This window comes from Asticcacaulis benevestitus DSM 16100 = ATCC BAA-896 (assembly GCF_000376105.1).
Taxonomy (GTDB): domain Bacteria; phylum Pseudomonadota; class Alphaproteobacteria; order Caulobacterales; family Caulobacteraceae; genus Asticcacaulis; species Asticcacaulis benevestitus.
Genome location: NZ_AQWM01000005.1, coordinates 76,502 through 97,258 on the forward strand (window position 1 = coordinate 76,502; position 20,757 = coordinate 97,258).

At 60.7% G+C, this 20,757-nt stretch carries 18 protein-coding genes; 13 read left to right on the forward strand and 5 right to left on the reverse strand.

Going from position 1 to position 20,757, the window contains the following annotated elements; all coding sequences use genetic code 11:
• Position 1: 1 nt before the first annotated feature.
• From B060_RS0108770 to B060_RS0108780, 3 genes are read left to right on the forward strand one after another with little or no spacing between them, the layout of a single operon-like run.
• On the forward strand, positions 2-754 hold the full coding sequence (locus tag B060_RS0108770) for a uroporphyrinogen-III synthase (RefSeq protein WP_155847569.1): 753 nt from the start codon (positions 2-4) through the stop codon (positions 752-754).
• A gap of 8 nt (positions 755-762) precedes the next feature.
• Positions 763-1,734 carry a COG4223 family protein gene (locus B060_RS0108775; RefSeq protein WP_018081403.1) on the forward strand — a complete coding sequence of 324 codons (972 nt, stop codon included), beginning with the start codon at positions 763-765 and terminating at the stop codon, positions 1,732-1,734.
• A complete protein-coding gene (locus B060_RS0108780) occupies positions 1,731-3,281 on the forward strand; it encodes a heme biosynthesis protein HemY (RefSeq protein WP_018081404.1) in 1,551 nt (516 codons plus the stop codon). The genes B060_RS0108775 and B060_RS0108780 overlap by 4 nt, the downstream gene beginning before the upstream one ends.
• Before the next feature lie 14 nt (positions 3,282-3,295).
• Here B060_RS0108780 and B060_RS0108785 read toward each other — a convergent pair whose 3' ends face one another.
• The gene (locus B060_RS0108785) at positions 3,296-3,724 is read right to left on the reverse strand and encodes a VanZ family protein (RefSeq protein ID WP_155847568.1); all 429 of its coding nucleotides are present in this window, start codon (positions 3,722-3,724) and stop codon (positions 3,296-3,298) included.
• A gap of 138 nt (positions 3,725-3,862) precedes the next feature.
• Between B060_RS0108785 and B060_RS0108790 the strand changes: the two genes are divergently transcribed.
• The 3 genes from B060_RS0108790 (at position 3,863) to B060_RS0108800 (ending at position 7,826) form a co-directional block, all read left to right on the forward strand.
• Positions 3,863-4,762: a peptidylprolyl isomerase gene (locus B060_RS0108790; RefSeq protein WP_018081406.1), complete on the forward strand. Its 900-nt coding sequence runs from the start codon at positions 3,863-3,865 to the stop codon at positions 4,760-4,762.
• A 108-nt stretch (positions 4,763-4,870) separates the two neighbouring features.
• The gene (locus B060_RS0108795; RefSeq protein WP_018081407.1) at positions 4,871-6,838 is read left to right on the forward strand and encodes a putative bifunctional diguanylate cyclase/phosphodiesterase; all 1,968 of its coding nucleotides are present in this window, start codon (positions 4,871-4,873) and stop codon (positions 6,836-6,838) included.
• 103 nt (positions 6,839-6,941) lie between these two features.
• A complete protein-coding gene (locus tag B060_RS0108800) occupies positions 6,942-7,826 on the forward strand; it encodes an AraC family transcriptional regulator (RefSeq protein WP_018081408.1) in 885 nt (294 codons plus the stop codon).
• Between the two features lie 4 nt (positions 7,827-7,830).
• On the opposite strand, the gene B060_RS0108805 is transcribed toward B060_RS0108800, so the two are convergent.
• On the reverse strand, positions 7,831-9,465 hold the full coding sequence (locus B060_RS0108805; protein WP_018081409.1) for a long-chain fatty acid--CoA ligase: 1,635 nt from the start codon (positions 9,463-9,465) through the stop codon (positions 7,831-7,833).
• A 328-nt stretch (positions 9,466-9,793) separates the two neighbouring features.
• Between B060_RS0108805 and B060_RS0108810 the strand changes: the two genes are divergently transcribed.
• Positions 9,794-11,281 carry a methyl-accepting chemotaxis protein gene (locus tag B060_RS0108810; RefSeq protein ID WP_018081410.1) on the forward strand — a complete coding sequence of 496 codons (1,488 nt, stop codon included), beginning with the start codon at positions 9,794-9,796 and terminating at the stop codon, positions 11,279-11,281.
• Positions 11,282-11,303: 22 nt separating this feature from the next.
• Here the strand turns inward: B060_RS0108810 and B060_RS0108815 are convergent, their stop codons facing one another.
• The 3 genes from B060_RS0108815 to B060_RS0108825 all read right to left on the reverse strand — a co-directional run bounded on the left by B060_RS0108815 (position 11,304) and on the right by B060_RS0108825 (position 15,208).
• A complete protein-coding gene (locus B060_RS0108815) occupies positions 11,304-11,987 on the reverse strand; it encodes a DUF4197 domain-containing protein (protein ID WP_155847567.1) in 684 nt (227 codons plus the stop codon).
• 66 nt (positions 11,988-12,053) lie between these two features.
• On the reverse strand, positions 12,054-13,919 hold the full coding sequence (gene ilvD / locus B060_RS0108820) for a dihydroxy-acid dehydratase (protein WP_018081412.1): 1,866 nt from the start codon (positions 13,917-13,919) through the stop codon (positions 12,054-12,056).
• Between the two features lie 329 nt (positions 13,920-14,248).
• Positions 14,249-15,208, reverse strand: coding sequence for an alpha/beta hydrolase (locus tag B060_RS0108825; RefSeq protein ID WP_018081413.1), 960 nt, complete (start codon positions 15,206-15,208; stop codon positions 14,249-14,251).
• 330 nt (positions 15,209-15,538) lie between these two features.
• On the opposite strand from B060_RS0108825, the gene B060_RS27140 reads away from it, so the two are divergent.
• The 6 genes from B060_RS27140 to B060_RS0108855 all read left to right on the forward strand — a co-directional run bounded on the left by B060_RS27140 (position 15,539) and on the right by B060_RS0108855 (position 20,614).
• Entirely contained in the window at positions 15,539-15,691 is a 153-nt protein-coding gene (locus B060_RS27140) for a hypothetical protein (RefSeq protein ID WP_018081414.1), read from the forward strand.
• A 109-nt stretch (positions 15,692-15,800) separates the two neighbouring features.
• The gene (locus B060_RS0108835) at positions 15,801-16,373 is read left to right on the forward strand and encodes an IlvD/Edd family dehydratase (RefSeq protein WP_018081415.1); all 573 of its coding nucleotides are present in this window, start codon (positions 15,801-15,803) and stop codon (positions 16,371-16,373) included.
• Between the two features lie 43 nt (positions 16,374-16,416).
• Positions 16,417-17,424: a ketol-acid reductoisomerase gene (ilvC, locus tag B060_RS0108840; RefSeq protein ID WP_018081416.1), complete on the forward strand. Its 1,008-nt coding sequence runs from the start codon at positions 16,417-16,419 to the stop codon at positions 17,422-17,424.
• 134 nt (positions 17,425-17,558) lie between these two features.
• Entirely contained in the window at positions 17,559-19,244 is a 1,686-nt protein-coding gene (gene ilvG, locus B060_RS0108845) for an acetolactate synthase 2 catalytic subunit (RefSeq protein WP_018081417.1), read from the forward strand.
• On the forward strand, positions 19,222-19,500 hold the full coding sequence (locus B060_RS24110; protein ID WP_018081418.1) for an ACT domain-containing protein: 279 nt from the start codon (positions 19,222-19,224) through the stop codon (positions 19,498-19,500). Before ilvG ends, B060_RS24110 begins: the two co-directional genes overlap by 23 nt.
• Positions 19,501-19,669: 169 nt before the next feature.
• Positions 19,670-20,614, forward strand: coding sequence for a branched-chain amino acid transaminase (locus tag B060_RS0108855; protein WP_018081419.1), 945 nt, complete (start codon positions 19,670-19,672; stop codon positions 20,612-20,614).
• The last annotated feature ends 143 nt before the right edge of the window (positions 20,615-20,757 follow it).

The window sequence follows — 20,757 nt, forward strand, 5'->3', positions numbered from 1 at the left end:
AGTGACAAAATCAGCCACGCCACTCGTTTGGGTTACCCGCACGCCAGAGGGGGCACGACGGACGGCCCGCGCCATCGAGGCCAAGGGCTTTGCCACCTTTGTGGCACCTGTGCTCAAGATCCAGCCGCTCAAGCCGATCATCGATCCACACAGCTTCGATGCTCTGATCATCACCAGCCGCAATGGCCTCAATGCCTTTAGCGCGCTATGCAGCCGCCGTGCGCTCACCGTCTGGTGCGTCGGCGAATCCACCGCCGACGCCGCCCGCGAAAAGAAGTTCCAGCGCGTGATCTCGGCCGGCGGCAATGTCCATACCCTGACCGACCGCATCCGTGGCGAGGCCGACAAGCGCACACGCCTGCTCTATGCCGCGCCACGCGAACCGGCCTCGGCCATGAGCGAAACCCTGCAAGCCGAAGGCTTCCGGATCAGCGAAGTCGCGGTCTATGAGACGCAATACGTCTTGCCGCGCTTTACGCCCGCCGATCTGGAGCGCATGCGCTTTATTCTGGTCCAGTCACCCAAGGCCGGCCGCGCCATCGCCGAGGCGCTAATTGCCTATCACGATAAACTTTGCTTTCCCAAGATCACCTTTATCTGTATTTCTGAAGCGGCATGGCAGGGTGTGAAGCGCGGCTTGCGCGACAGTGCTGCACCGGAGATCAGGGACGCGCTTGAAGCGGGCCTGAACCGGCGCATCGCCGCCACCCCGACCGAAGGTGCCATGCTGGATGTGATGACAGACGTAACGTAGGGCAGATCATGAGCGAACCACTTGATTCCACACTCTCAGGTGAAACTCTCGACCAGGAGTTTGCAGCGGAAGACGCGCATCGCAAGGACGCCGCGAAAATGACGCGCGTGTTCCTGCTGTTCGCGGCCCCACTGGTTATCATGATCGCCATCGTCATAGCGGCGGTCGCGTTCAAAATGTCTCAGGATTCCAGGGCGATCGTAGCAACAGCGACGCCCGCCGCCAGCGCACCGGCTGTGGCGGCCTCCGATCCGCAGAAAGACGCTCAGATTGCCGCCCTGCAAAGCCAGATCGCCGCCCTGCAAGGCCAGCTTCATCCCGCTGAGGCCACGGCACCTGCTCAACCGCTCTATACCGCCGATCCAACCGCCCTCTCCCAGCTTTCAGCGCGTCTCGATCGCGTCGAGGCCAACCAGCAGGCGCTGGCCAAGGCGGCGGCCTCTGCCTTTGCCGCCCGCACCCTGCAGCAGGCCGCCCGCACCGAACAGCCCTTCCTGTCGGAACTGGCCGTGGTCGAAGCCGGCATTGATGATCCAAGCCTGGTGACGGCCTTGCGTCCCTACGCCGAAAAGGGCGTGCCGAGCGAAGTCACCCTGGCGGTCAAATTCCCCGCCGTGGCGGCCCGCGCCAACAGCGCCGTTCAGGCCGATGACGGCAAGGACGACCTCTTTAGCCAACTGAGACATGCGCTTGGTGGCTTTATCTCCATCCGCCGCACAGATGACATCAAGGGACAAGGGGCTGACGCCATTCTGCAACGCGCCGAAATCCGGCTGAACAACGGCGACCTCAAGGGCGCCGTCGCCTATCTCAACACCCTGTCGCCGGCCGCTCAAAAAGCGCTTTCGCCGTGGATCGATCAGGCCCGCGCCCGTGTGCTGGTCGATGACATCACGCGCCATATCTCGGAAAGCGCGCTCAATCGCCTGAGCCAGACGACCGCGACCGATACCCCCTTGCGCAACGGAGGCGTGCTTTGATCCGTTCGTTTCTGATCCTGCTCGGCATCACCACGCTGGTTGCCCTGACGATCGCCGGTATTTCGGACGCCGGCACGGCCAGCCTGAACTGGCTCAGCTACCGCGTCGATACCTCGGCGGCGGCGGCCGTCATTATCATCGGCGTGCTGGCCTTCTGCGCCGTCACCTTCTGGAACGTCGCTTTGTGGCTGTCGCGTTCGCCGCAACGCGCCGAGCGCGCCCGTGCCGCCACCCGCCGCAAACAGGGTGACGAAACCCTGACCCGCGGTTTCCTGAGCGTGGCCAGCGGTGATGGCAATGAAGCCCGCCGTCACGCCGCCAAGGCGCTCGATCTGTGTGATAATATCGTGCTGGTACGGATATTAAGCGCCATGGCCGCCGAAGAAGCCGGTGATGACGTCGCTACCAAAACCGCCTACAGCGCCATGCTCAATGTGCCCGAACTCAAGCTGGCCGGCCTCAAAGGCCTGATGCAACTGGCGAAAAGTCAGGGCGAAAAGGCCGAAGCGGTCAAGCTTGCCACCGAGGCCTATAACCAGCCGCGCCCGACCATGTGGGCCTTTGAGACCCTGTTCGAGGCCCGTCTTGAGGCCGGTGAATGGGCGGAGGCGCTCGACCTGATCGAAAGCGCGCTGAACCGCAAGCTGATCTCGCCGATCTTCTCCGAACGCGCCAAGGCCTCGCTGATGGCCGCGTCCGCAGCCCGCCTCGAAGCCTCAGAAGACGCCACCGTGCGTGATCAGGCGCTCGATTACGCCCAGCGCGCCGCCAAGCTGCAGCCCGGCTTTACCCCCGCCGCGCTGATCGCCGCCCGCCTTTTGACCCGCGCCAAGAAGCTTGGCCGCGCCGAGGATGTGCTCGAAGCCGCCTGGGGTGCCCATCCGCACCCGGCCATCTGGCTGACCTACCGCGATCTGGTGTCGAGCGAAACGCCGAAGGAGCGCGCACGCCGCCTGATCGGGCTGGTCGACCGCAATCCGAAACACCGCGAAAGCCGCATCCTCCAGCTCGAACGCGCCTTGCTTAATGCCGCCCGCCCCGAGATCACCGCTGCCATAGCGGCCCTGGCCGAAGACGCCACTGAGGACAAGCTGACCAAGCGTATCGCCGGCCTTATGGCGCGTGGTGCGCAGGCCCTGGCCGACATGGACTCAGCCCGCACCTGGGTGGCGCAGGCCGCCATGGCCAAGGGTGAACCCGAATGGTCGGATATTGATGCCGAAGGCAAGGCATTCGCCTATAGCGCTTCTGACTGGAGCGACCTGATCCTGACCTATGCCCGTAACGCCACCCTCGCCCATCCGCGTTATGAACGCGGTGAAAAGGGCCTGGCGGAAGTGCCGGATATGGCGTCGCGCTATGTGCCGTCGATGCCGTTTATCCGCGCCGCGCAAAAGCCGGCTGTCGGCAAGGTCAATCCTGTACCGCAGCCAGATGATCCCGGCGGTTTCGATGCCGCTATCAGCGGGCAGGATCTGGATGTGATTGAAGCTGCGCCCGGCAAGCCCGTCCGCACCCGCAAGGCCGCGCCCAAGGCGAGGAAATAGCGTCTGGCGTTTGCCTAAACCTTGCGCGCAGGCCTATCAGCATGCGAACCGACGCGATCGGTGCGACGACGCGATGGGCGCTGGCCCTGCATCGAGCGGCGCAGCGACAGCATGACCAAAGGCGCCATCACGAGTGCCACGCCCAGCGCGTCCGCCAGCCAGTCGGCGATATTGCCATCACGGCCCACCATAGCCTGAACCACCTCGACTAGACCACCAAGCGCCAGACAGGCCAGGGCCACATCCCACTTGCGGATCTTCGGCAGGGCCAGCAACGCCACCACCGTCAGGGCGTAGAAGGCCAGCGCATGGGCTTCCTTGTCAGTGAAGCCGACCTTTTGTTCGAGCCCGCTGAAAGGCCCAAACACCAGAACACCTATGGTTACGGTCAGAACCACAAGGCAGGTGCGGATCATGAAGGTCATGTTACGGGCGCGGGACAAGGCGAAACTCCATCTGTTTAGGGTGTCATCTTACAGACGGGATGCGAAAACGCGGTGAAGAGACGTGGTTAAAAAGAATTTTGCTTGCGCGCCTGTTTCGGGCGCGTAGTCTCTTGTGAAACATCTCCGGAGCCTTTCATGATCAAGCGTCTTCTTCTGACCGGCACCGCCGCTCTGTTACTTATGGGCGCCGCCCCGATCACCCAACAGGGAAGCGCCACGCAGGCCTCGCCGCAGGAGGTGCTCGACGCCGCCCCCGCCAGTGCCTGGACCGATGTACAGTCCGACGATCTGGTGATCATGACGCTGGCCGATGGCTCCAAGGTCAGCTATCAGCTTGCCAGCGCGTTCGCGCCCGTGCACGTCGCCAATATCCGCCAGCTTGTGCGTTCGGGCTATTTCGACGGTGCCTCGATCATCCGCGTGCAGGACGCCTATGTCGTCCAGTGGGGTCGGGCCGATGACGACAAGACCGAGGCCAAGGGCATCAATGCCACCCCGCCGGCCGAATATGAGTTCGCCGCGCCCGGCGCCTTCAAGGCCCTGCCCTACCGCGATGCCTATGCCGAAAAGGTCGGCCATATCAAATCCTGGCCAGTGGCCAGTGATGGCAAGACGAACTGGCTGATCCATTGTTACGGCATGATCGGCGTGGCGCGCGACGTAGCGCCCGACACCGGCTCCGGCACGCAGCTCTATACAGTGATCGGCCACGCGCCGCGTCATCTTGATCGCAATCTCGCCGTGGTCGGGCGCGTGGTCGGCGGCATGGAATTCCTCACCAACCGTCCGCGCGGTACAGAGGAGCTTGGCTTCTACAAGGACGACAGCCAGCGTATAAGGATCGTCTCGACGAAAATGGCCTCCGACCTGCCCATGGCAGAACGTCCGGCTTATCAGGTGATGGATAGCGACAGCCAGAGCTTCTCGGCGTGGGTCAAGGCGCGCGCCAACCGTTCGGGTGCGTTTTTTGTGCGTTCGGCCGGCGCGGTCGATATCTGCAACGCTCCGGCGCCGATTCGCCTGAAACCCATGTGACCCTATACTAACTGATTATACATATAACGATGCTACCTTGAGCTGTCATAAGCCGCATCAGGCGGTGCAGGGACTTCGGAGCTTCCGGAGCATGGTATAGCGTTGTTGTTGAAAATCTCGTCTTTAAAGATTGGCCATCTTAAATCTGCGGCCACGGCGCTGTTCGCATTGTTTCGCGTGCCGACCGACAATATGGAACTGGCGCGCGCGCAATACAGCGCCTTCACCAAGCAAATCCCTCTGCTTTATGTCCTCCTCTCTATCAACACGATCGCCGTCGCCTTTACCTACGCCCCTCTGGCGCCACCATGGCTTGGCATTTACATACCTGCCATGCTCTGCGTGCTTTGCGTGGCGCGCCTGATACATTGGGCGCGACAATCCAGGACCGAACTGGACGATGACAATGTGCTGCATCAATTGCGCCGCACCAACAAGCTGGCCATCATCATCGCCGCAGGCTTCACGGCCTGGGCCCTTAGTCTATATGACTATGGCGATGCCTACGCACATGCGCATGTTTCCTTCTACATGGCAGTTACCGTCATCGGCTGCATCTTCTGCCTGATGCACCTGCGCTCGGCCGCCATCTCGGTGACGCTGGTCGTTAACATCCCCTATATCACCTTCTTCCTGATGCAGCCGCAAATCAGTCTGAAGGCCATGGCGCTTAATCTCACCTTTGTCTGCGCCGCCATGATCACCGTATTGATGATCTATTCGCGTGACTTTGCGCGGCTGGTGGCGTCGCGCGGCGAAACGCACCGTCTCAGCGATGAAAACTTCCGTATTGCCAATCTCGACAGCCTGACCCAACTGGCCAACCGCCGCCTGTTCTTCGCGGAACTTGAGCGGCAATACGCCAGCGCTTTGATCGATGGTCGCGGCTTTGCGATCGGCATCATCGACCTCGATGGCTTCAAACCCATTAACGACACCTACGGCCACACCACCGGCGACCGCGTACTGGTGGAAGCGGCGCAGCGTATTCGACAGGCCTGCGCTGACGACCTCATCCTGGCCCGTCTCGGCGGCGATGAGTTCGGCTTCATCGCCAGCCGCAATCCCGCACCGGAAGACCTGCAGGCGCTCTCTGACAGCATCACGGGCCTGCTCCGCCTGCCCTTCAGCATCGGCAGTTCGAGCGTACAGCTCGGTTGCTCGATCGGTGTCGCCTTTTATCCGCAATCGGCCGATACGCCTGACGTGCTTTTTGAACGCGCCGACTATGCCCTTTACCATGCCAAGCGTCATCATCGCGGCGATATGGTCGTGTTTTCGGAGGAACATGAAGAAGAGATACGCAGTCACGGCATCATCGAACGCACCCTGCAAAACGCAGATCTCGACGCCGAGCTGTCCATGATCTATCAGCCGATAGTCGATACGACGACGGGCGAGACCATTGCGTTTGAGGCTCTGGCGCGCTGGCATAGCCCAACGCTCGGTTTTGTCGGCCCTGATCAGTTTATCCCCGTGGCCGAACGCGCCGGTCTGATCCGCCGCGTGACCCGTACCCTGCTGAAAAAAGCGCTGGCGGCGTTGAAGACATGGCCGGCTGATATGCGAATGTCGTTCAATCTGTCGGCGCACGACCTGTCCGATTCGGAGAGTGTCGTTCAGATCATCGCCCTGATTAATCGCTCCGGCATTAACCCCAAGCGCCTCGATTTCGAAATCACCGAGACCTCGGTGTCGCATGACTTCGTCCAGGCACGCGCCGCCGTCACCACCTTCAAGGCACTGGGTGTCGGCATTTCGCTCGATGACTTCGGCACCGGCTATTCGTCGCTGAGCCACGTCCACAGCCTGCCGCTCGACAAGATCAAGGTCGATCGGAGCTTCGTCACCGACATCAACACCAATCCAGTCAGTCTCAAGATCGTCAAATCTCTGACAGCCCTGTGCGCTGACATGGACCTGGAGTGCATCATCGAAGGCGTCGAGACAGAGGCGCAACTGGCCACCTTGATGGAACTCGGCTGCCGCAGGGTGCAGGGCTATTATTTTGCCCGTCCGATGCCGGAATGTGATGTGCTGCCCTATCTCGATCTGGCGACGGCGAAGCGCGCCTGAAATCTGCGTCTTCACGCGCCTTGACTTGATCGCCAAAGCGCAAGATCGGTCGAGCGTGTTATAAGCTTGTGCGGCTAGATGGTTCCGCCACGGAGACAAGACGATGACGGCGGTGCTTCACAACTACCATGCCCGGATGCAGCGGGTGCTGGACTACATAGACCAGCATCTTGACGGTGATCTGGACCTGGAAAGCTTGAGCGGCGTCGCGGCCTTCTCAAAGTTCCATTTTCACCGGCAGTTCACCTCAACCTTCGGGTTGTCCGTGCATCGCTATGTCCAGCTTGCCCGCATGAAACGCGCTTCGCACCAGTTGGCGAACATGGACGGCCAAAGCATCACGGATATAGCGATGGACGCCGGTTACGATGCACCGGACGCCTTCGCTCGCGCCTTTCGGCAAAGGTTCGGGCAATCGCCATCGTCCTTCCGGAAATCGCCCGACTGGGCGCCGTGGCTATCGGCCTTCGGGCCTCTCGACAACGCCAGGAGCAAGCTTATGCCGATCACCTATGACCACAACGACGTCCTGATCCGGGATGTTCCCCCCACGCCCGTAGCGATTTTGGAGCATCGCGGTGACCGGGCCACTCTCGAAGAGACCATCCAGCGGTTCATTGCCTGGCGCAAGGCCACCGGCTTGTCACCTGAAACGAGCCCGACCTTCAACGTTTTCCGTTCGGAGAGAACCCCCGCGAACCCGGCCGATTACAGCATGGATCTGTGTGTCGGGACGAATCTGCCGATCGACCCTGACGACGATATCATGAAGGCCGGTGTGATCCCCGGTGGACGCTGCGCGGTGTTGCGCGTCGTGCAAAATACCCACAACCTGGAGCCCGCCGCGCTTTATCTTTATCGCGACTGGCTGCCCGCCAGTGGCGAGGAGGCGCGTGACTTTCCGATCTATTGTCAGCGGCACTTCTCATTCGCTCCGGACAGGTCATCGCATGACGTGATCGTGGAACTTTTTCTGCCGTTGAAATAGCGTACTACATCTTTTGCGCGTCAGGATGCTGCTCGGCGCCGAATTTCTCCCGCAGTTCGGTTTTCAGAATCTTGCCCGTCGCGCTATGGGGAATCTCATCCACCACGATGAAATCCTCCGGAATCCACCATCGCGCCACGAACGGCTCGATGGTGGCGCGCAATTCCGCACCGGTGATCGTCTTGCCGGGATGCAGGGCCAGAATATAGCGCGGGCGTTCGCTCCACTTGGCATCCGCGCGGGCGATGACGGCGGCCTCACGCACGCTCGGATGCTGCAGCGCCAGGTTTTCCAGTTCGATAGAGCTGATCCACTCGCCGCCGGTCTTGATGACATCCTTGACGCGATCGACAATGCTCATGAATCCATCCGGATCAATGGTCGAAATATCGCCGGTGCGGAACCAGCCGTCCTTAGTGAACTGGCTGTCGTCGTCGAGATTGTAATAGGCCGAGATCACCCACGGACCGCGCACCTCAAGCTCGCCGCGCGCCTTGCCATCCCATGGCAGCGCCCTGCCCTCGGCATCGGTGATACGCATTTCAATGCCGTACGGGCTACGCCCCTGCTTGAGCATCAGCCCCATGCGCGCCTCTTCGCTTAGGGTTTCGTGGCGCGCATCAAGCACGCTCACCGAACCAAGCGGCGAGGTTTCCGTCATACCCCAGCCCTGAATGGCCAGCGCCTTGTGGGCGGCGAAGCGCTCAATCAGGGCTTGCGGACAGGCGGCCCCGCCGACCACGACGCGGCGCATCGGCGCCACCGACTGCTGGTGCTCATCGCAGAAATTGAGCAGGTTCATCCATATGGTCGGCACCCCGGCCGAAACGGTGACACCCTCACCGCGTATCACCTCCAGCAGGCCGGCACCATCAAGACGCGGCCCCGGCAAGACCAACCGCGCGCCCACGAGCGGCGCCGCATAGGGCACGCACCAGGCGTTGACGTGGAACATCGGCACCACCGGCAGGACGGTCTCGTTCGGCCCAAAGCCAAACATGCCGGGCTGATTGATCGCCAGGGCGTGCAGCACGGTCGAGCGGTGGCTATAGAGCACACCTTTCGGATGGCCGGTCGTGCCGGAGGTGTAGCAAAGGCCCGAAGCCGTCTTCTCGTCAAACTGCTCCCATGCGTGCACCGGTGATTCCGGCGCGATCAGGTCTTCGTAGCACAGGGCGCGATGCAGAATATTGCCCGGCATCTGCTCGCGGCTACCCATCACCACCACGCCCTTGACCGAGGGCAGGTTGATGATCATGGCCTCGACCAACGGCGCAAAACAGGGATCGGTGAAGATGTACTGATCCTGCGCATCGTTGATGATGAACTCGATCTGCTCCCTGAACAGCCGTGGATTGACCGTATGGCACACCATTCCGGCGCCGGGCACACCGAAATAGAGTTCGAAATGACGGTAATTGTTCCACGCCAGGGTGGCCACGCGATCACCGGGCTTAAGCCCCAGCGTCTTCAGCGCATTGGCCAGCTTGCGCGTGCGCACCGCCGCTTCGGCATAGGTGTAGCGATGCAGGCTGTGGTCTTCATTGCGCGACACGATCTCTGTGTTCGGATGATATCTCGACGCATAATCAAGGATGGAGGGGATGAGCAAAGGCGCATCCATCATCAGACCCAGCATGTCACGTTTCCCTTAATCTGTCATTTGCGCGGGTTAGCCCCGCTTTACGTGAAGGTTAACCTGAAGAGGTCGACTTGGGAAACGGAATCTTGCGCCTCACCTTGCGGAAACCATCCAGCCAGCCTTGAAGAACGAAGTTATATTTTTCCCGTGTGAAGACATGCCGATTCTAAAACGACCGCTCAAGTTGTTGAAATTTCAACAGTTATTACGCGTGAAAGTCTCACCCGCTAACAGCTTGTTAACCGTAACGCGTATACAAAAAAACGTCTCACAAGGCTGACGCCATCATAAAATACAGGGACAATGTTCCCAGGAACCAGGGATCATGTTTTTCTCCAAACAGGCCGCTACCGACGTTAAGGGCATTGTCGCCGCCTTGAGCGCCTCGCAAGCCGTCATCGAATTTACGCCGAAGGGCGAAATTCTGACCGCCAATGCGAACTTCCTGGAGGCCATGGGCTATCGGCTCGATGAGATCGCCGGCAAGTCACACAACCTGTTTTGCGACAAAGCCTACGCCGCCAGCGACGATTATCGCCGCTTCTGGAGCGATCTCAACGAAGGCCGCTTCCAGTCCAGTGTGTTCAAGCGCTTCGGTAAAGACGGCAAGGTCGTCTGGTTGCAGGCCACCTATAATCCGATCCGCGATATGACCGGCCGGGTTATCAAGGTGATTAAGTTCGCCTCGGATATCACCGCGGCGAAGATGACCGAGATCGACCAGCGCGGTAAGATCGACGCCCTGCAACGCTCGCAGGCGGTCATCGAATTCACGCCGCAGGGCGAGGTCATCGCCGCCAACGAGAATTTCCTCAATGTGCTGGGCTACCGTATCGACGAGATCAGGGGACGACCACACAGCCAGCTCTGCGAGCCGGCCTATGCTGCCTCCGCCGACTATCGTCGTTTCTGGGACGACCTGCGCGCCGGCAAGTTTCAGGCGGCGGAGTATAAACGTATCGGCAAAGGTGGCCGCGAAGTCTATATCCAGGCCACCTACAACCCAATCCTCGATGATACCGGCACCGTTGTGAAGGTGGTCAAGTTCGCCATCGACACCACCGAGGCGGTGCGCAAGCGCATGCGCAACGAGAACCTTGGCAACACCATCAACAGCGACCTCGGCAGCGTTATGACGCAAATGACCGAAGCAACGCAGATGACGTCATCGGCCACCACCGCCTCATCGGAAACCGGCGCGATCATCAATTCGGTGGCCGCCGCATCGGAAGAGTTGAGCCAGAGTGTGCGCGAAATTTCCAACAGCATGGGTAATGCACGCAACAGTGTGCAGGGCGTATTCCGCCATGCTGAAAATGCCAATCAATCAGCTGCTTCGCTCGATAAATCGGCGGCAGCGATGAACAACATCGTCACCCTGATCCAGAACATCGCCGGCCAGATCAACCTGCTGGCGCTCAACGCCACCATCGAATCCGCCCGCGCAGGCGAGGCTGGCAAGGGCTTCGCGGTCGTCGCTTCGGAAGTGAAGAACCTGGCCAATCAGGCCGCGGCCTCGACCAAGACCATCGCCGCCGAGATCGCCACCATGCAGTCGGTCACCGGCGAGGTGGTCGAAGCCCTCACCCTGATCTCGACCTCGATGAACGATGTGCTCGATAACGTCACCTCGGTGGCCGGCGCCATCGAACAGCAGGATGCCGTGACCAACGAGATCACCGCCAACATGCAGTCGGCCGTTTCGGCGATCGGCCAGATCAATGACAGCCTGGGCCACATCAACCACACCTTCCAAAACGTCGCCGAAGCGTCCGAAAAGGTGAAGGCGGATGTCGAGGTTCTCGTCGCCTAGACGCATGAAGACTTAAAGGGTTTCAACCGAACAGCGTCTTCAGAATATCCGTCGTGCGCTTGGCCGGATCGCGGCGGATGGCGACCTCTTCCGTGCCGACATAATGAAACAGGCCCTGCAGGGCGAGGCCAACGGCATAATCCCCCAGATAGGTCTTGGCGTCGGTCTTGAAATAGCTCTGCAGATTGTTGCGGCGGATGGCTCGGTCGAAATAATCAACGGCGCCGGTCGCCTGCATGGCGCTCTGCATCGGCGGCGTAAAGGCCGTGGTCAGGCGCGGCGTGGTCGTCTTTTTGAGATAGTCGGTGCCGGAGGTGTTGCCGCCTTTGACAATGCCGACCGCGTCCTTGATCGTCATCGACTGGATGGCATCGACGAACAACCCCTTGGCCACCGGCGCCGCGGTTTCGGCCGCGCGGTTCATGCGCAGGTGCAGATCATCGAGCACACTGGACTGACCGATCGGCTTGAGCAGCTTTTGAGTCTGCGCCAAGGTCTTCGGCAGGGGGATACGCACTGCGGAATCGTTCCAGTAGCCGTTGGTCTGCGACAATCGCGTCACGGCGGCTTCGGTGCCCTGTTTCAAAATCTGGCGCAGGCCGCTCTGGGCATCCTTGTCGGACAAACCCAGCTTGGCCAAAGCCTCTTCGGAAAGCCCCATCGCGAAGAGGCTTAAAGCCCCCGCCATCACATATCTTCTATCCATGCCCCGGCTCCCCTGTCTTAAGGGCGCCAAGGTGCGGCAGATTTCCGCCGTTCGCAAGTGTTAAGATCAGCGCTTCAGCAGGCTGAGATCGCGCACGGCGCCGGTATCGGCCGAGGTGACCATGGCGGCATAGGCCTTGAGCGCGGTCGAGACATAGCGTTCGCGGTTCTTTGGCGTATAGGCATCCTCACCACGATGTTCCTCGGCAGCGCGGCGCTCGGCGATCTCACGATCCGACAGCACCAGATGGATGGTGCGGTTAGGGATGTCGATCTCGATACTGTCGCCATCTTCCACCAGCGCAATCAGGCCGCCGGCCGCCGCTTCCGGCGAAGCGTGACCGATGGAAAGGCCCGACGTGCCGCCGGAGAAACGGCCATCGGTCAGAAGCGCGCAGGCCTTGCCCAGACCTTTGGATTTCAGATAGGTGGTCGGGTATAGCATTTCCTGCATGCCCGGTCCGCCCTTGGGGCCTTCGTAGCGGATCACCACCACGTCGCCAGCCTCGATCTTGTTGTTGAGGATCGCCGTCGTCGCTGTGTCTTGTGATTCAAACACACGCGCCTTGCCGGTAAACTTCCAGATCGATTCATCGACACCGGCCGTCTTCACGATACAGCCCTTTTCGGCGATATTGCCGTAGAGTACCGCCAGGCCGCCATCCTTGGTGAAGGCGTTTTCGACCGAGCGGATCACGCCCGACTGGCGGTTGGTATCGAGATCATCCCAGCGCTTCGATTGCGAGAAGGCCTGGGTGGTGCGCACGCCACCCGGCGCCGCCTTGAAGAACTCGGCCACCGAGGAATCGTTGGAGGATTTGATATCCCAGTGCGCCAGCGCCGCCGCCATCGAGGGGCTGTGAATGGTCGGCAGTTCGCCATGGATCAGGCCGCCGCGATGCAGTTCGCCCAGGATCCCGACAATGCCGCCGGCGCGGTGAACGTCTTCGATATGCACATCGGCCGAGGCCGGCGCCACCTTGCAGATGCAGGGCGTCTTGCGTGAAATCCGGTCGATATCGGCCATGGTGAAATCAACGCCGGCTTCCTGGGCAGCGGCCAAGATATGCAGCACCGTATTGGTCGAACCGCCCATGGCGACGTCGAGCGTCATGGCGTTCTCGAAGGCTTCGCGCGTGGCAATGGAACGCGGCAGCACGCTGGTGTCATCCTGATCATACCAGCGCTCGCACAGATCGACGATGGTGCGGCCGGCTTCGCAGAACAGGCGCTCGCGGTCGGAGTGGGTAGCAAGCGTAGTGCCGTTACCCGGCAGCGAAAGGCCCAGCGCTTCGGTCAGGCAGTTCATCGAGTTGGCGGTAAACATGCCCGAGCACGACCCGCAGGTCGGACAGGCGGCTTCCTCGACCGCTTGCACCTGCGCGTCGGAAATGCGTTCGTCACCGGCCTGCATCATAGCGTCGACCAGATCGAGCGCGTGGGTTTTTGCCACGCCGTTCTCGTCGGGCCAGACCACCTTGCCGGCTTCCATCGGGCCGCCGGAGACGAAGATGACGGGGATATTGATGCGCAGGGCGGCATTGAGCATGCCCGGCGTGATCTTGTCGCAATTGGAGATACAGACCATGGCGTCGGCGCAGTGGGCGTTGACCATGTATTCCACCGAGTCGGCGATCAGGTCGCGCGACGGCAGGCTGTACAACATACCGCCGTGGCCCATGGCGATGCCGTCATCGACCGCGATGGTGTTGAATTCCTTGGCGACGCCGCCGGCCTTTTCGATCTCGCGCGCCACAAGCTGGCCTAAGTCCTTCAGGTGGACGTGGCCGGGCACGAACTGGGTGAAGGAATTGACCACCGCGATGATCGGCTTGGAGAAGTCTTCGTTCTTCATGCCGGTCGCGCGCCAGAGCGCCCGTGCGCCCGCCATGTTGCGGCCAAAGGTGGTGGTGCGGGAGCGTAAAGCGGGCATGGTCGTTACCTGTGTAAGCAAATATAAGAGAAACAAGGCTTTGCGGGATGGGCTCTATATAGGCTTCATGCGGTTTTAGGCAATGATTTTTGCGATGGCTTTGAGGTGGAGTGAAGAAAAGCGGTCCACAGATAAGCCAGATAAGCCCAGATGGTCAGAGCGTTTGGTAGGGGATGGTGACTCTTTGTTCGTGCCGTCCGAGCGCCAAAGGCGCTCAATAAGCTTTAGTCTTATTGCACCCAGCCACCTCCTAACGGGCTATCTGTGCTTATCTGGTTTATCTGTGGATTCCTTCTCTTTCTAAAAATCTGTGTCATCTGTGGGTGGCCTTACTTCACATCGTCGCGCCACATCCACCGCAGAATATCCGGCAGCATCGCGCCGCCGTGCTGGTCGGAATGGCTGCCATCGCCCCAGACATATTTCAGGTCATAGCGCGCCGGACCCAGCTTCCATGGGTCAGCATTGGCATTGGCCCATTCCAGTGACTTGACCATCTGCTGATTGGCCAGGAACCAGTTGCCGTGTTCGTTGTCGAGATCGTTCGAACCATCCTGCATGAAGATACGTAGAGGCCGGATCTTCGATTTGCGGATCAGGCCGGGATAGGTGTCACCGCCGGGAACAAAGGGCGTGGTCGCCGTCGCCGGATGCATGCCGATCGAGGTGTAGGAGCCGATCAGGCTGATGACATTGCCAAACGCTTCCGGGTGATTCCACGCCACGGTAAAGGCGGCCATCGCTCCAGAGGAGGTGCCGCCGATGATACGCTTTTTCGGATCAGACCTAAACACGTAGGTCTTCGCCACCTCGGGCAAAAGCTCCTCGATCAGCATCCGGCCATAGTCATCGCCCAGCGCGTCATATTCCTCGGCGCGATGATCGGGATTGCTCATGCCGAGATTATCCGGATAGTGTTCGCTGAGATTGCCGGGCGTGACAAAGACGCCGATCGTGGGCGGGATAGCTCCTTGGGCGATCAGATTGTCCAGCACGGTATTGACGCGCAGCGGGCCACCGGGATTGAGCGCGCGCTGGCCGTCCTGAAACACCAAGAGATTGGCAGGGCGTTTGGCGTCATAACCGGCCGGCACATAGACCCAATAGCGCCGCACCGTGCCGGGAAAGGCTCTGGCGTGAAACTCGACCGGCCCGATGACCTGGCCATGCGGCACCGCCTTCACCTCAGAGTCAGCACCGAGCGGATAATCACCCGGCTTTCGCGGCGCTTCAGCCATGGTCTGAGACGAGATAAACAGGCTCAGAATCGCAGCGACGATCAGTTTCATGGCGCTCCCTCTTATTTTTATAAGGCATAAGCATGATAGACCTCGCACCTCGCTTGGCAAGGGAGGGCGCTTTCCGCAGGGTTATGGTTATTTCTGCGTGGGGAGAGATTGTTGCGATTTTTCCGCCGGACTGCCGCGCTTTTTCGTGATTCAGCGCCTTAAATAGAAATAATCCGCCCGCAAATGCCCAATTAAAGGCAAATTATTTTGCTGCAATGCCGTAATAGCTTGAAATGCAGGAAAATTTTTCCAATTTTTCCTTTGCAATTTTCAAAAACATCTGACTATATGGCTTCAACGCACCCACACCGGGCAGCGCGGAGCGGTTCCATGACCATGGCCAAGGCCATCACCCTGAAGCAAGACAAGACGCAAGAGCTTATCGCTCTGGCTGTTTCTTTTGCCATGGCTGTCATCGTACTCGACCTCGTATCGCTGCTTATTGGGGGCGTAATTGTACGCCCCATGCTTCCGGAGTGGTAGCGCAGGTTTAAACACCCGCACTTTGAGGATCAACATCCTCCCGCTCCTGATCCGAGCGGGATTTTTTTCGCACATCTAAACCCAGACGCACCTGAAAAGAGAGTTTATCGTGACCATCCAGCCCCTGAGAAAGCAAGAGACCTCCGCTCCGTTTTACGGCGCCGGCGCACTTGTAGGCGCGCAAACGGGTGGTTTCGCGATTATGCACGGCACCCTGGCGCCCGAAGGCTGCGTCATCCGCACCGATATGTTCGAGACCGCGTTCGATTGCACGGCCCGCGTCTTCGGTCATGCCGAAGCGGCACAGGACGCGATCATGGCCGGCGACATCACCGATGGCGACATCATCATCATGCGCGGCGCCTCCACCGAGGCCCTGACGGCCATCAGCCGCTCGCTGGATATCATGGGCCTGGCCGAGGTCAGCATCATCACCGACAGCCGCGTTGGCCACGCCACCAACGGCTACATGGCCCGCGTCATCGCCAATGTCGCGCCTTCGGCCGCCGCCGGCGGCCCCATCGCGCTGGTGCGTGACGGCGACACCATCCACATCGACCTTGCTGCCCGCCGCATCGACCTGATGAGCGACGCCGCGGCCAAGGGCGCTCAAACCTTCAACGCCCATGCGCCGAAATCCTTCGCCCCCGGCGAACGTTACGCCCGCATGTTCGGCGCCTGATCCCATCCCAATCCTTCTACTTAAAAAGACTACGGAGCCTACTGTGAAGATCTATACGAATGACGACGTTTCCCCCGACAGCCTGAAGGGTGAGCGCATCGCCATCATCGGCTATGGCAGCCAGGGCCGCGCTCATGCCCAGAACCTGCGCGATTCCGGCGCCGACGTGATCGTCGGTGTCCGCGCCGGCGGTTCGGGTGAGGAAAAGGCCAAGCACGACGGCCTGCAAACCGCCGAGATCGCCGACGCCGTCAAGGACGCGACCATCATCGCCATCCTGACCCCGGACATGAGCCACGCTGAAATCTACTCGAACATCATCGAAAAGCACGCCCCGAAGGGCGCCGCCCTGCTGTTCGCCCACGGCTTCTCGGTGCTTTACGGCCGCGTCATCGCCCGCGCCGACCTCGACGTCATCCTGGTTGCCCCCAAGGGCCCCGGCGATCTGGTCCGTCGCGAATATCAACGCGGCCGCGGCGTGCCGTCGCTGTTCGCCGTTGACCGTGACGTCACCGGCCAGGCTTCGCGCAAGGCGCTGGGTTATGCCCGTGGCATCGGCGGCACCATCGGTGGCGTGATCGAGACCACCTTCAAGGAAGAAACCGAAACCGATCTGTTCGGCGAACAGGCCGTCCTCTGCGGTGGCACCACCGAACTGGTTCTGATGGGCTTCGAGACCCTGGTGAACGCCGGCTACCGTCCGGAAATCGCCTACTTCGAAGTTCTGCACGAACTGAAGCTGATCGTTGACCTGCTGTATGAAGGCGGCTTCGCCAAGATGCACTCCTTTGTTTCGGAAACCTGCAAGTACGGCGACCTGGTCTCCGGCCCGCGCATCATCAACGAAGAAACCCGCGAACGCATGGAAGAAGTGCTGGCCGACATCCAGTCGGGCGACTTCGCCCGCGACTGGATTTTGGAAAACATGGCCGGCCGTCCGCGCTACAACGCCCTGATGCGTCAGGATCTGGAGCACCCGATCGAAGTGGTCGGCAAGGATCTGCGTTCGCGCATGAGCTGGCTGCAGAACAAGGCCAATGTCGAGGCGTAAACATCGATAAAAGAACGTCAGGATTGATCGGGTTTCAATCCGACAGCGGCGGCGGACCTAGGCGGGTCCGCCGCCACCCTTCTTCTCTTCATGGGAAGAAGATCTACCAAGTCACACACACCGAGTAAGATAAGATGAGCAACCAACCCACAGGCGCCCAACTGGTCATCTCCACGCTGAAAGCGTTGGGGGTCGAGACCGTGTTCGGCTATCCGGGCGGCGCCATCATGCCCATCTACGACGCCCTGGCCGGTTCCGGCCTGAAGCACATTCTGGTCCGCCATGAGCAGGGCGCGGCATTTGCCGCTGACGCCTATGCGCGTTCGACCGGCGGCGTCGGCGTCTGCATGGCCACCTCCGGCCCCGGCGCCACCAACCTGATCACCGGCATCGCCAACGCCTATATGGACTCAGTCCCGCTCGTCTGCATCACAGGCCAGGTCGCCACGCACCTGATGGGCACGGACGGCTTCCAGGAAGTCGATATCCTCGGCATCTGCCTGCCGATCGTCAAGCACTCGTGGCTGGTCCGCGATGCCGCCGACATTCCCGCCATCATCGCCGAGGCCTTCGCCATCGCCGTCGAAGGTCGCCCTGGTCCGGTTCTGATCGATATTCCGAAGGACGTCGCCGCCTCGAAGGTCGAGGTCTCATCGGTCGCCACCTTCCCGACCTGGACACCGCCGGCCGCCGATCCGAAGTCGATCGAAGCCGCCGCGAAAATGATTGAAGCCGCCAAACAGCCCCTGCTCTATATCGGCGGCGGCGTTGAAATGGCCAATGCCACCCAGGAACTGCGCGATTTTGTCGCCCGCACCGGCATCCCCGTCGTCTCGACCCTCAAGGGCCTCGGCACGCTGCCGACCACGCACGATCTGGCGCTCGGTATGCTGGGTATGCACGGCACCCGCGCCGCCAATACCGCCGTTCAGGAAACTGATCTTTTGATCGCCTTGGGCGCGCGTTTCGACGACCGCGCCACCGGCAAGCTCAATGCCTTCGCGCCCAACGCCAAGGTCATCCATTTCGATATCGATCCGGCGGAAATCAACAAGCTGCGCCATGCCGATGTCGCCGTGGTCGGTGATCTGAAAGCCGCGTTGAAAGCCCTGAACCCCAAGGTGTCTGGCATCCAGAAATGGGTTGAGAAGTGCAAGGCCGACAAGTGGGAGCACCGCTTCAAGTACAATGCTCCCGGCAAGGGCGTCTATGCGCCCGGCCTGCTGAAATCGCTGTCGGAAAAGGCCGGCGACAAGTTCGTCGCCGCCTGTGACGTTGGCCAGCACCAGATGTGGGTGGCGCAGCACTGCGAGTTCGCCCACAATCGCGGCCACCTGACGTCGGGCGGTTCCGGCGCCATGGGCTATGGCCTGCCGGCCGGTGTCGGCGCCAAGCTGGCGCGCCCGGATCACCACGTCGTCACCATTTCCGGCGACGGCAGCTTTATGATGAACATTCAGGAGATGGCGACGCTTAACCGCTATAACATCCCCCTGAAGATCGTTCTTTTGGACAACTCCTCGCTCGGCCTGGTGCGCCAGTGGCAGGAACTGTTCTACCAGGAAAATTACAGTGAAATCGACCTGTCGGATAATCCCGATTTCGTCGAGGTCGCCAAGGCGTTCGGTCTCTCAGCCTTCCGCATCACCCATCGCCATGAGGTCGAGGGTGCGCTGGACAAGCTGCTGGCCGCCGAGGGTCCGACCCTGTTGCATGTTTTGATTGATCCCCGCGAAAACGTCTGGCCGCTTGTGCCGCCGGGCGCGTCGAATGCGGAAATGATGGAGGAGCGTTGGGATGAACCACTTGATTCATATTGAGCTGGATCGCCTGGAAGGCTCCCTGCTGCGTATCTTAGGGCTCGTGGAGCGCCGGGGCTTCAACATCGATGGCGCCGAGCTTTATGATCTCGGTGAGGACAAGCGCGGCCTGTCGCTGACGCTTCGTCCGCGTGAAGCCTCGCGCAATCTCGAAACACTTGGTCTTCAGATCGACCGCCTCTACGGCATCAGGCGCCTGAGCGCCGATCCGCGCGGCGTCACGACATCGGCCATAAAGAATAAGGTCAGCGCATGAACCCTCACGCGATGACATCAAGCATTGGGGATTTGGGGTATCGGGGCCGTGGTCGCGGCCCCGGCCAAGTATGCGGTTTTGCCACGCCTTAGCAAAACCCCTCTTTTTGGCGCCTGTGAAAAGGCGTACAGAGTTCCCCATTCGAACATATTCAAGATTGCTGAAACACATGACCAAACTCGCTGATAAAATCTGGATGAACGGCCAACTTCTCAACTGGGAAGACGCCAAGGTCCACGTCCTCACTCATGCCCTGCACTACGGCACCTCGGTCTTCGAAGGCATCCGCGCCTACGAAACCCCGCATGGCTCCGTCGGTTTCCGCCTGCGCGACCACTTGCAGCGCCTGGAAGATTCCGCCCGCATCTACGGCATCAACATCCCTTACACGCTCGATCAGATGATTGCGGCCTGTAAGGACACCCTGACCGCCAACGGCTTAAAGAGCGCCTACTGGCGTCCGGTCGCTTTCCTCGGTGAAAATGGCCTGGGCGTCACGCCGAAGGGCGACAACATCAAGGTCGATTTCGCCGTCGCCGCCTTCCCATGGGGCGCTTATCTCGGCGAAGAAGGCCTGACCAAGGGCGTCGACGTCTGCGTGTCGTCGTGGCAGCGCGCCGCACCGAACACCATCCCCAACGCGGCCAAGATGGGCGGCAACTACCTGTCGTCCTACCTGATCGGCAAGGAAGCGCGCGGCCGTGGCTATGCCGAAGGTCTGGGCCTCGGCACCGATGGCCGTCTGTCGGAAGGCGCTGGCGAAAACCTGTTCCTGATCATGAACGGCAAAATTCACACCCCGCCGGTCGCCGCCTCCATCCTGGGTGGCATTACGCGCGACTCGATCATCAAGCTGGCCAAGGCCGATGGCATCGAAGTCATCGAACAGGCCCTGCCGCGCGAAATGCTGTACCTCGCCGACGAGGTCTTCATGTGCGGCACAGCCGCCGAGATCACCCCGATCCGCTCGGTGGACGACATCCCGACCCGCGCCGCCGGTCCGGGCAAGGTCACCAAGCGCCTGATGACCCTGTTCCACGGCCTGTTCAACGGCACGACGGAAGACCGCTTCGGCTGGCTCGACCCGATCGAGGCCGCTGTTCCGGCTGAGTAAACTTTTAAAGTAAGAAACCCCACCACCGCATCTAGCCGAGCACGCTCGGCGTCGTGCGGTCCCCCTCCCCAGCTAGCTGGGGAGATATAGGAAAAGCTAATCTTATACCTCCCCGACTTGTCGGGGAGGGGGACCGCGCCGCC

Coding starts and splice junctions, on each gene's coding strand:
- B060_RS0108810 (WP_018081410.1), top strand. CDS start 9,794: ATGTTTTTCTCCAAACAGGCCGCTACCGACGTTAAGGGCATTGTCGCC.
- B060_RS0108825 (WP_018081413.1), bottom strand. CDS start 15,208: ATGAAACTGATCGTCGCTGCGATTCTGAGCCTGTTTATCTCGTCTCAG.
- B060_RS0108800 (WP_018081408.1), top strand. CDS start 6,942: ATGACGGCGGTGCTTCACAACTACCATGCCCGGATGCAGCGGGTGCTG.
- B060_RS0108805 (WP_018081409.1), bottom strand. CDS start 9,465: ATGCTGGGTCTGATGATGGATGCGCCTTTGCTCATCCCCTCCATCCTT.
- B060_RS0108815 (WP_155847567.1), bottom strand. CDS start 11,987: ATGGATAGAAGATATGTGATGGCGGGGGCTTTAAGCCTCTTCGCGATG.
- B060_RS0108855 (WP_018081419.1), top strand. CDS start 19,670: ATGACCAAACTCGCTGATAAAATCTGGATGAACGGCCAACTTCTCAAC.
- B060_RS0108775 (WP_018081403.1), top strand. CDS start 763: ATGAGCGAACCACTTGATTCCACACTCTCAGGTGAAACTCTCGACCAG.
- ilvG (WP_018081417.1), top strand. CDS start 17,559: ATGAGCAACCAACCCACAGGCGCCCAACTGGTCATCTCCACGCTGAAA.
- B060_RS0108790 (WP_018081406.1), top strand. CDS start 3,863: ATGATCAAGCGTCTTCTTCTGACCGGCACCGCCGCTCTGTTACTTATG.
- B060_RS24110 (WP_018081418.1), top strand. CDS start 19,222: ATGAACCACTTGATTCATATTGAGCTGGATCGCCTGGAAGGCTCCCTG.
- B060_RS27140 (WP_018081414.1), top strand. CDS start 15,539: ATGACCATGGCCAAGGCCATCACCCTGAAGCAAGACAAGACGCAAGAG.
- ilvD (WP_018081412.1), bottom strand. CDS start 13,919: ATGCCCGCTTTACGCTCCCGCACCACCACCTTTGGCCGCAACATGGCG.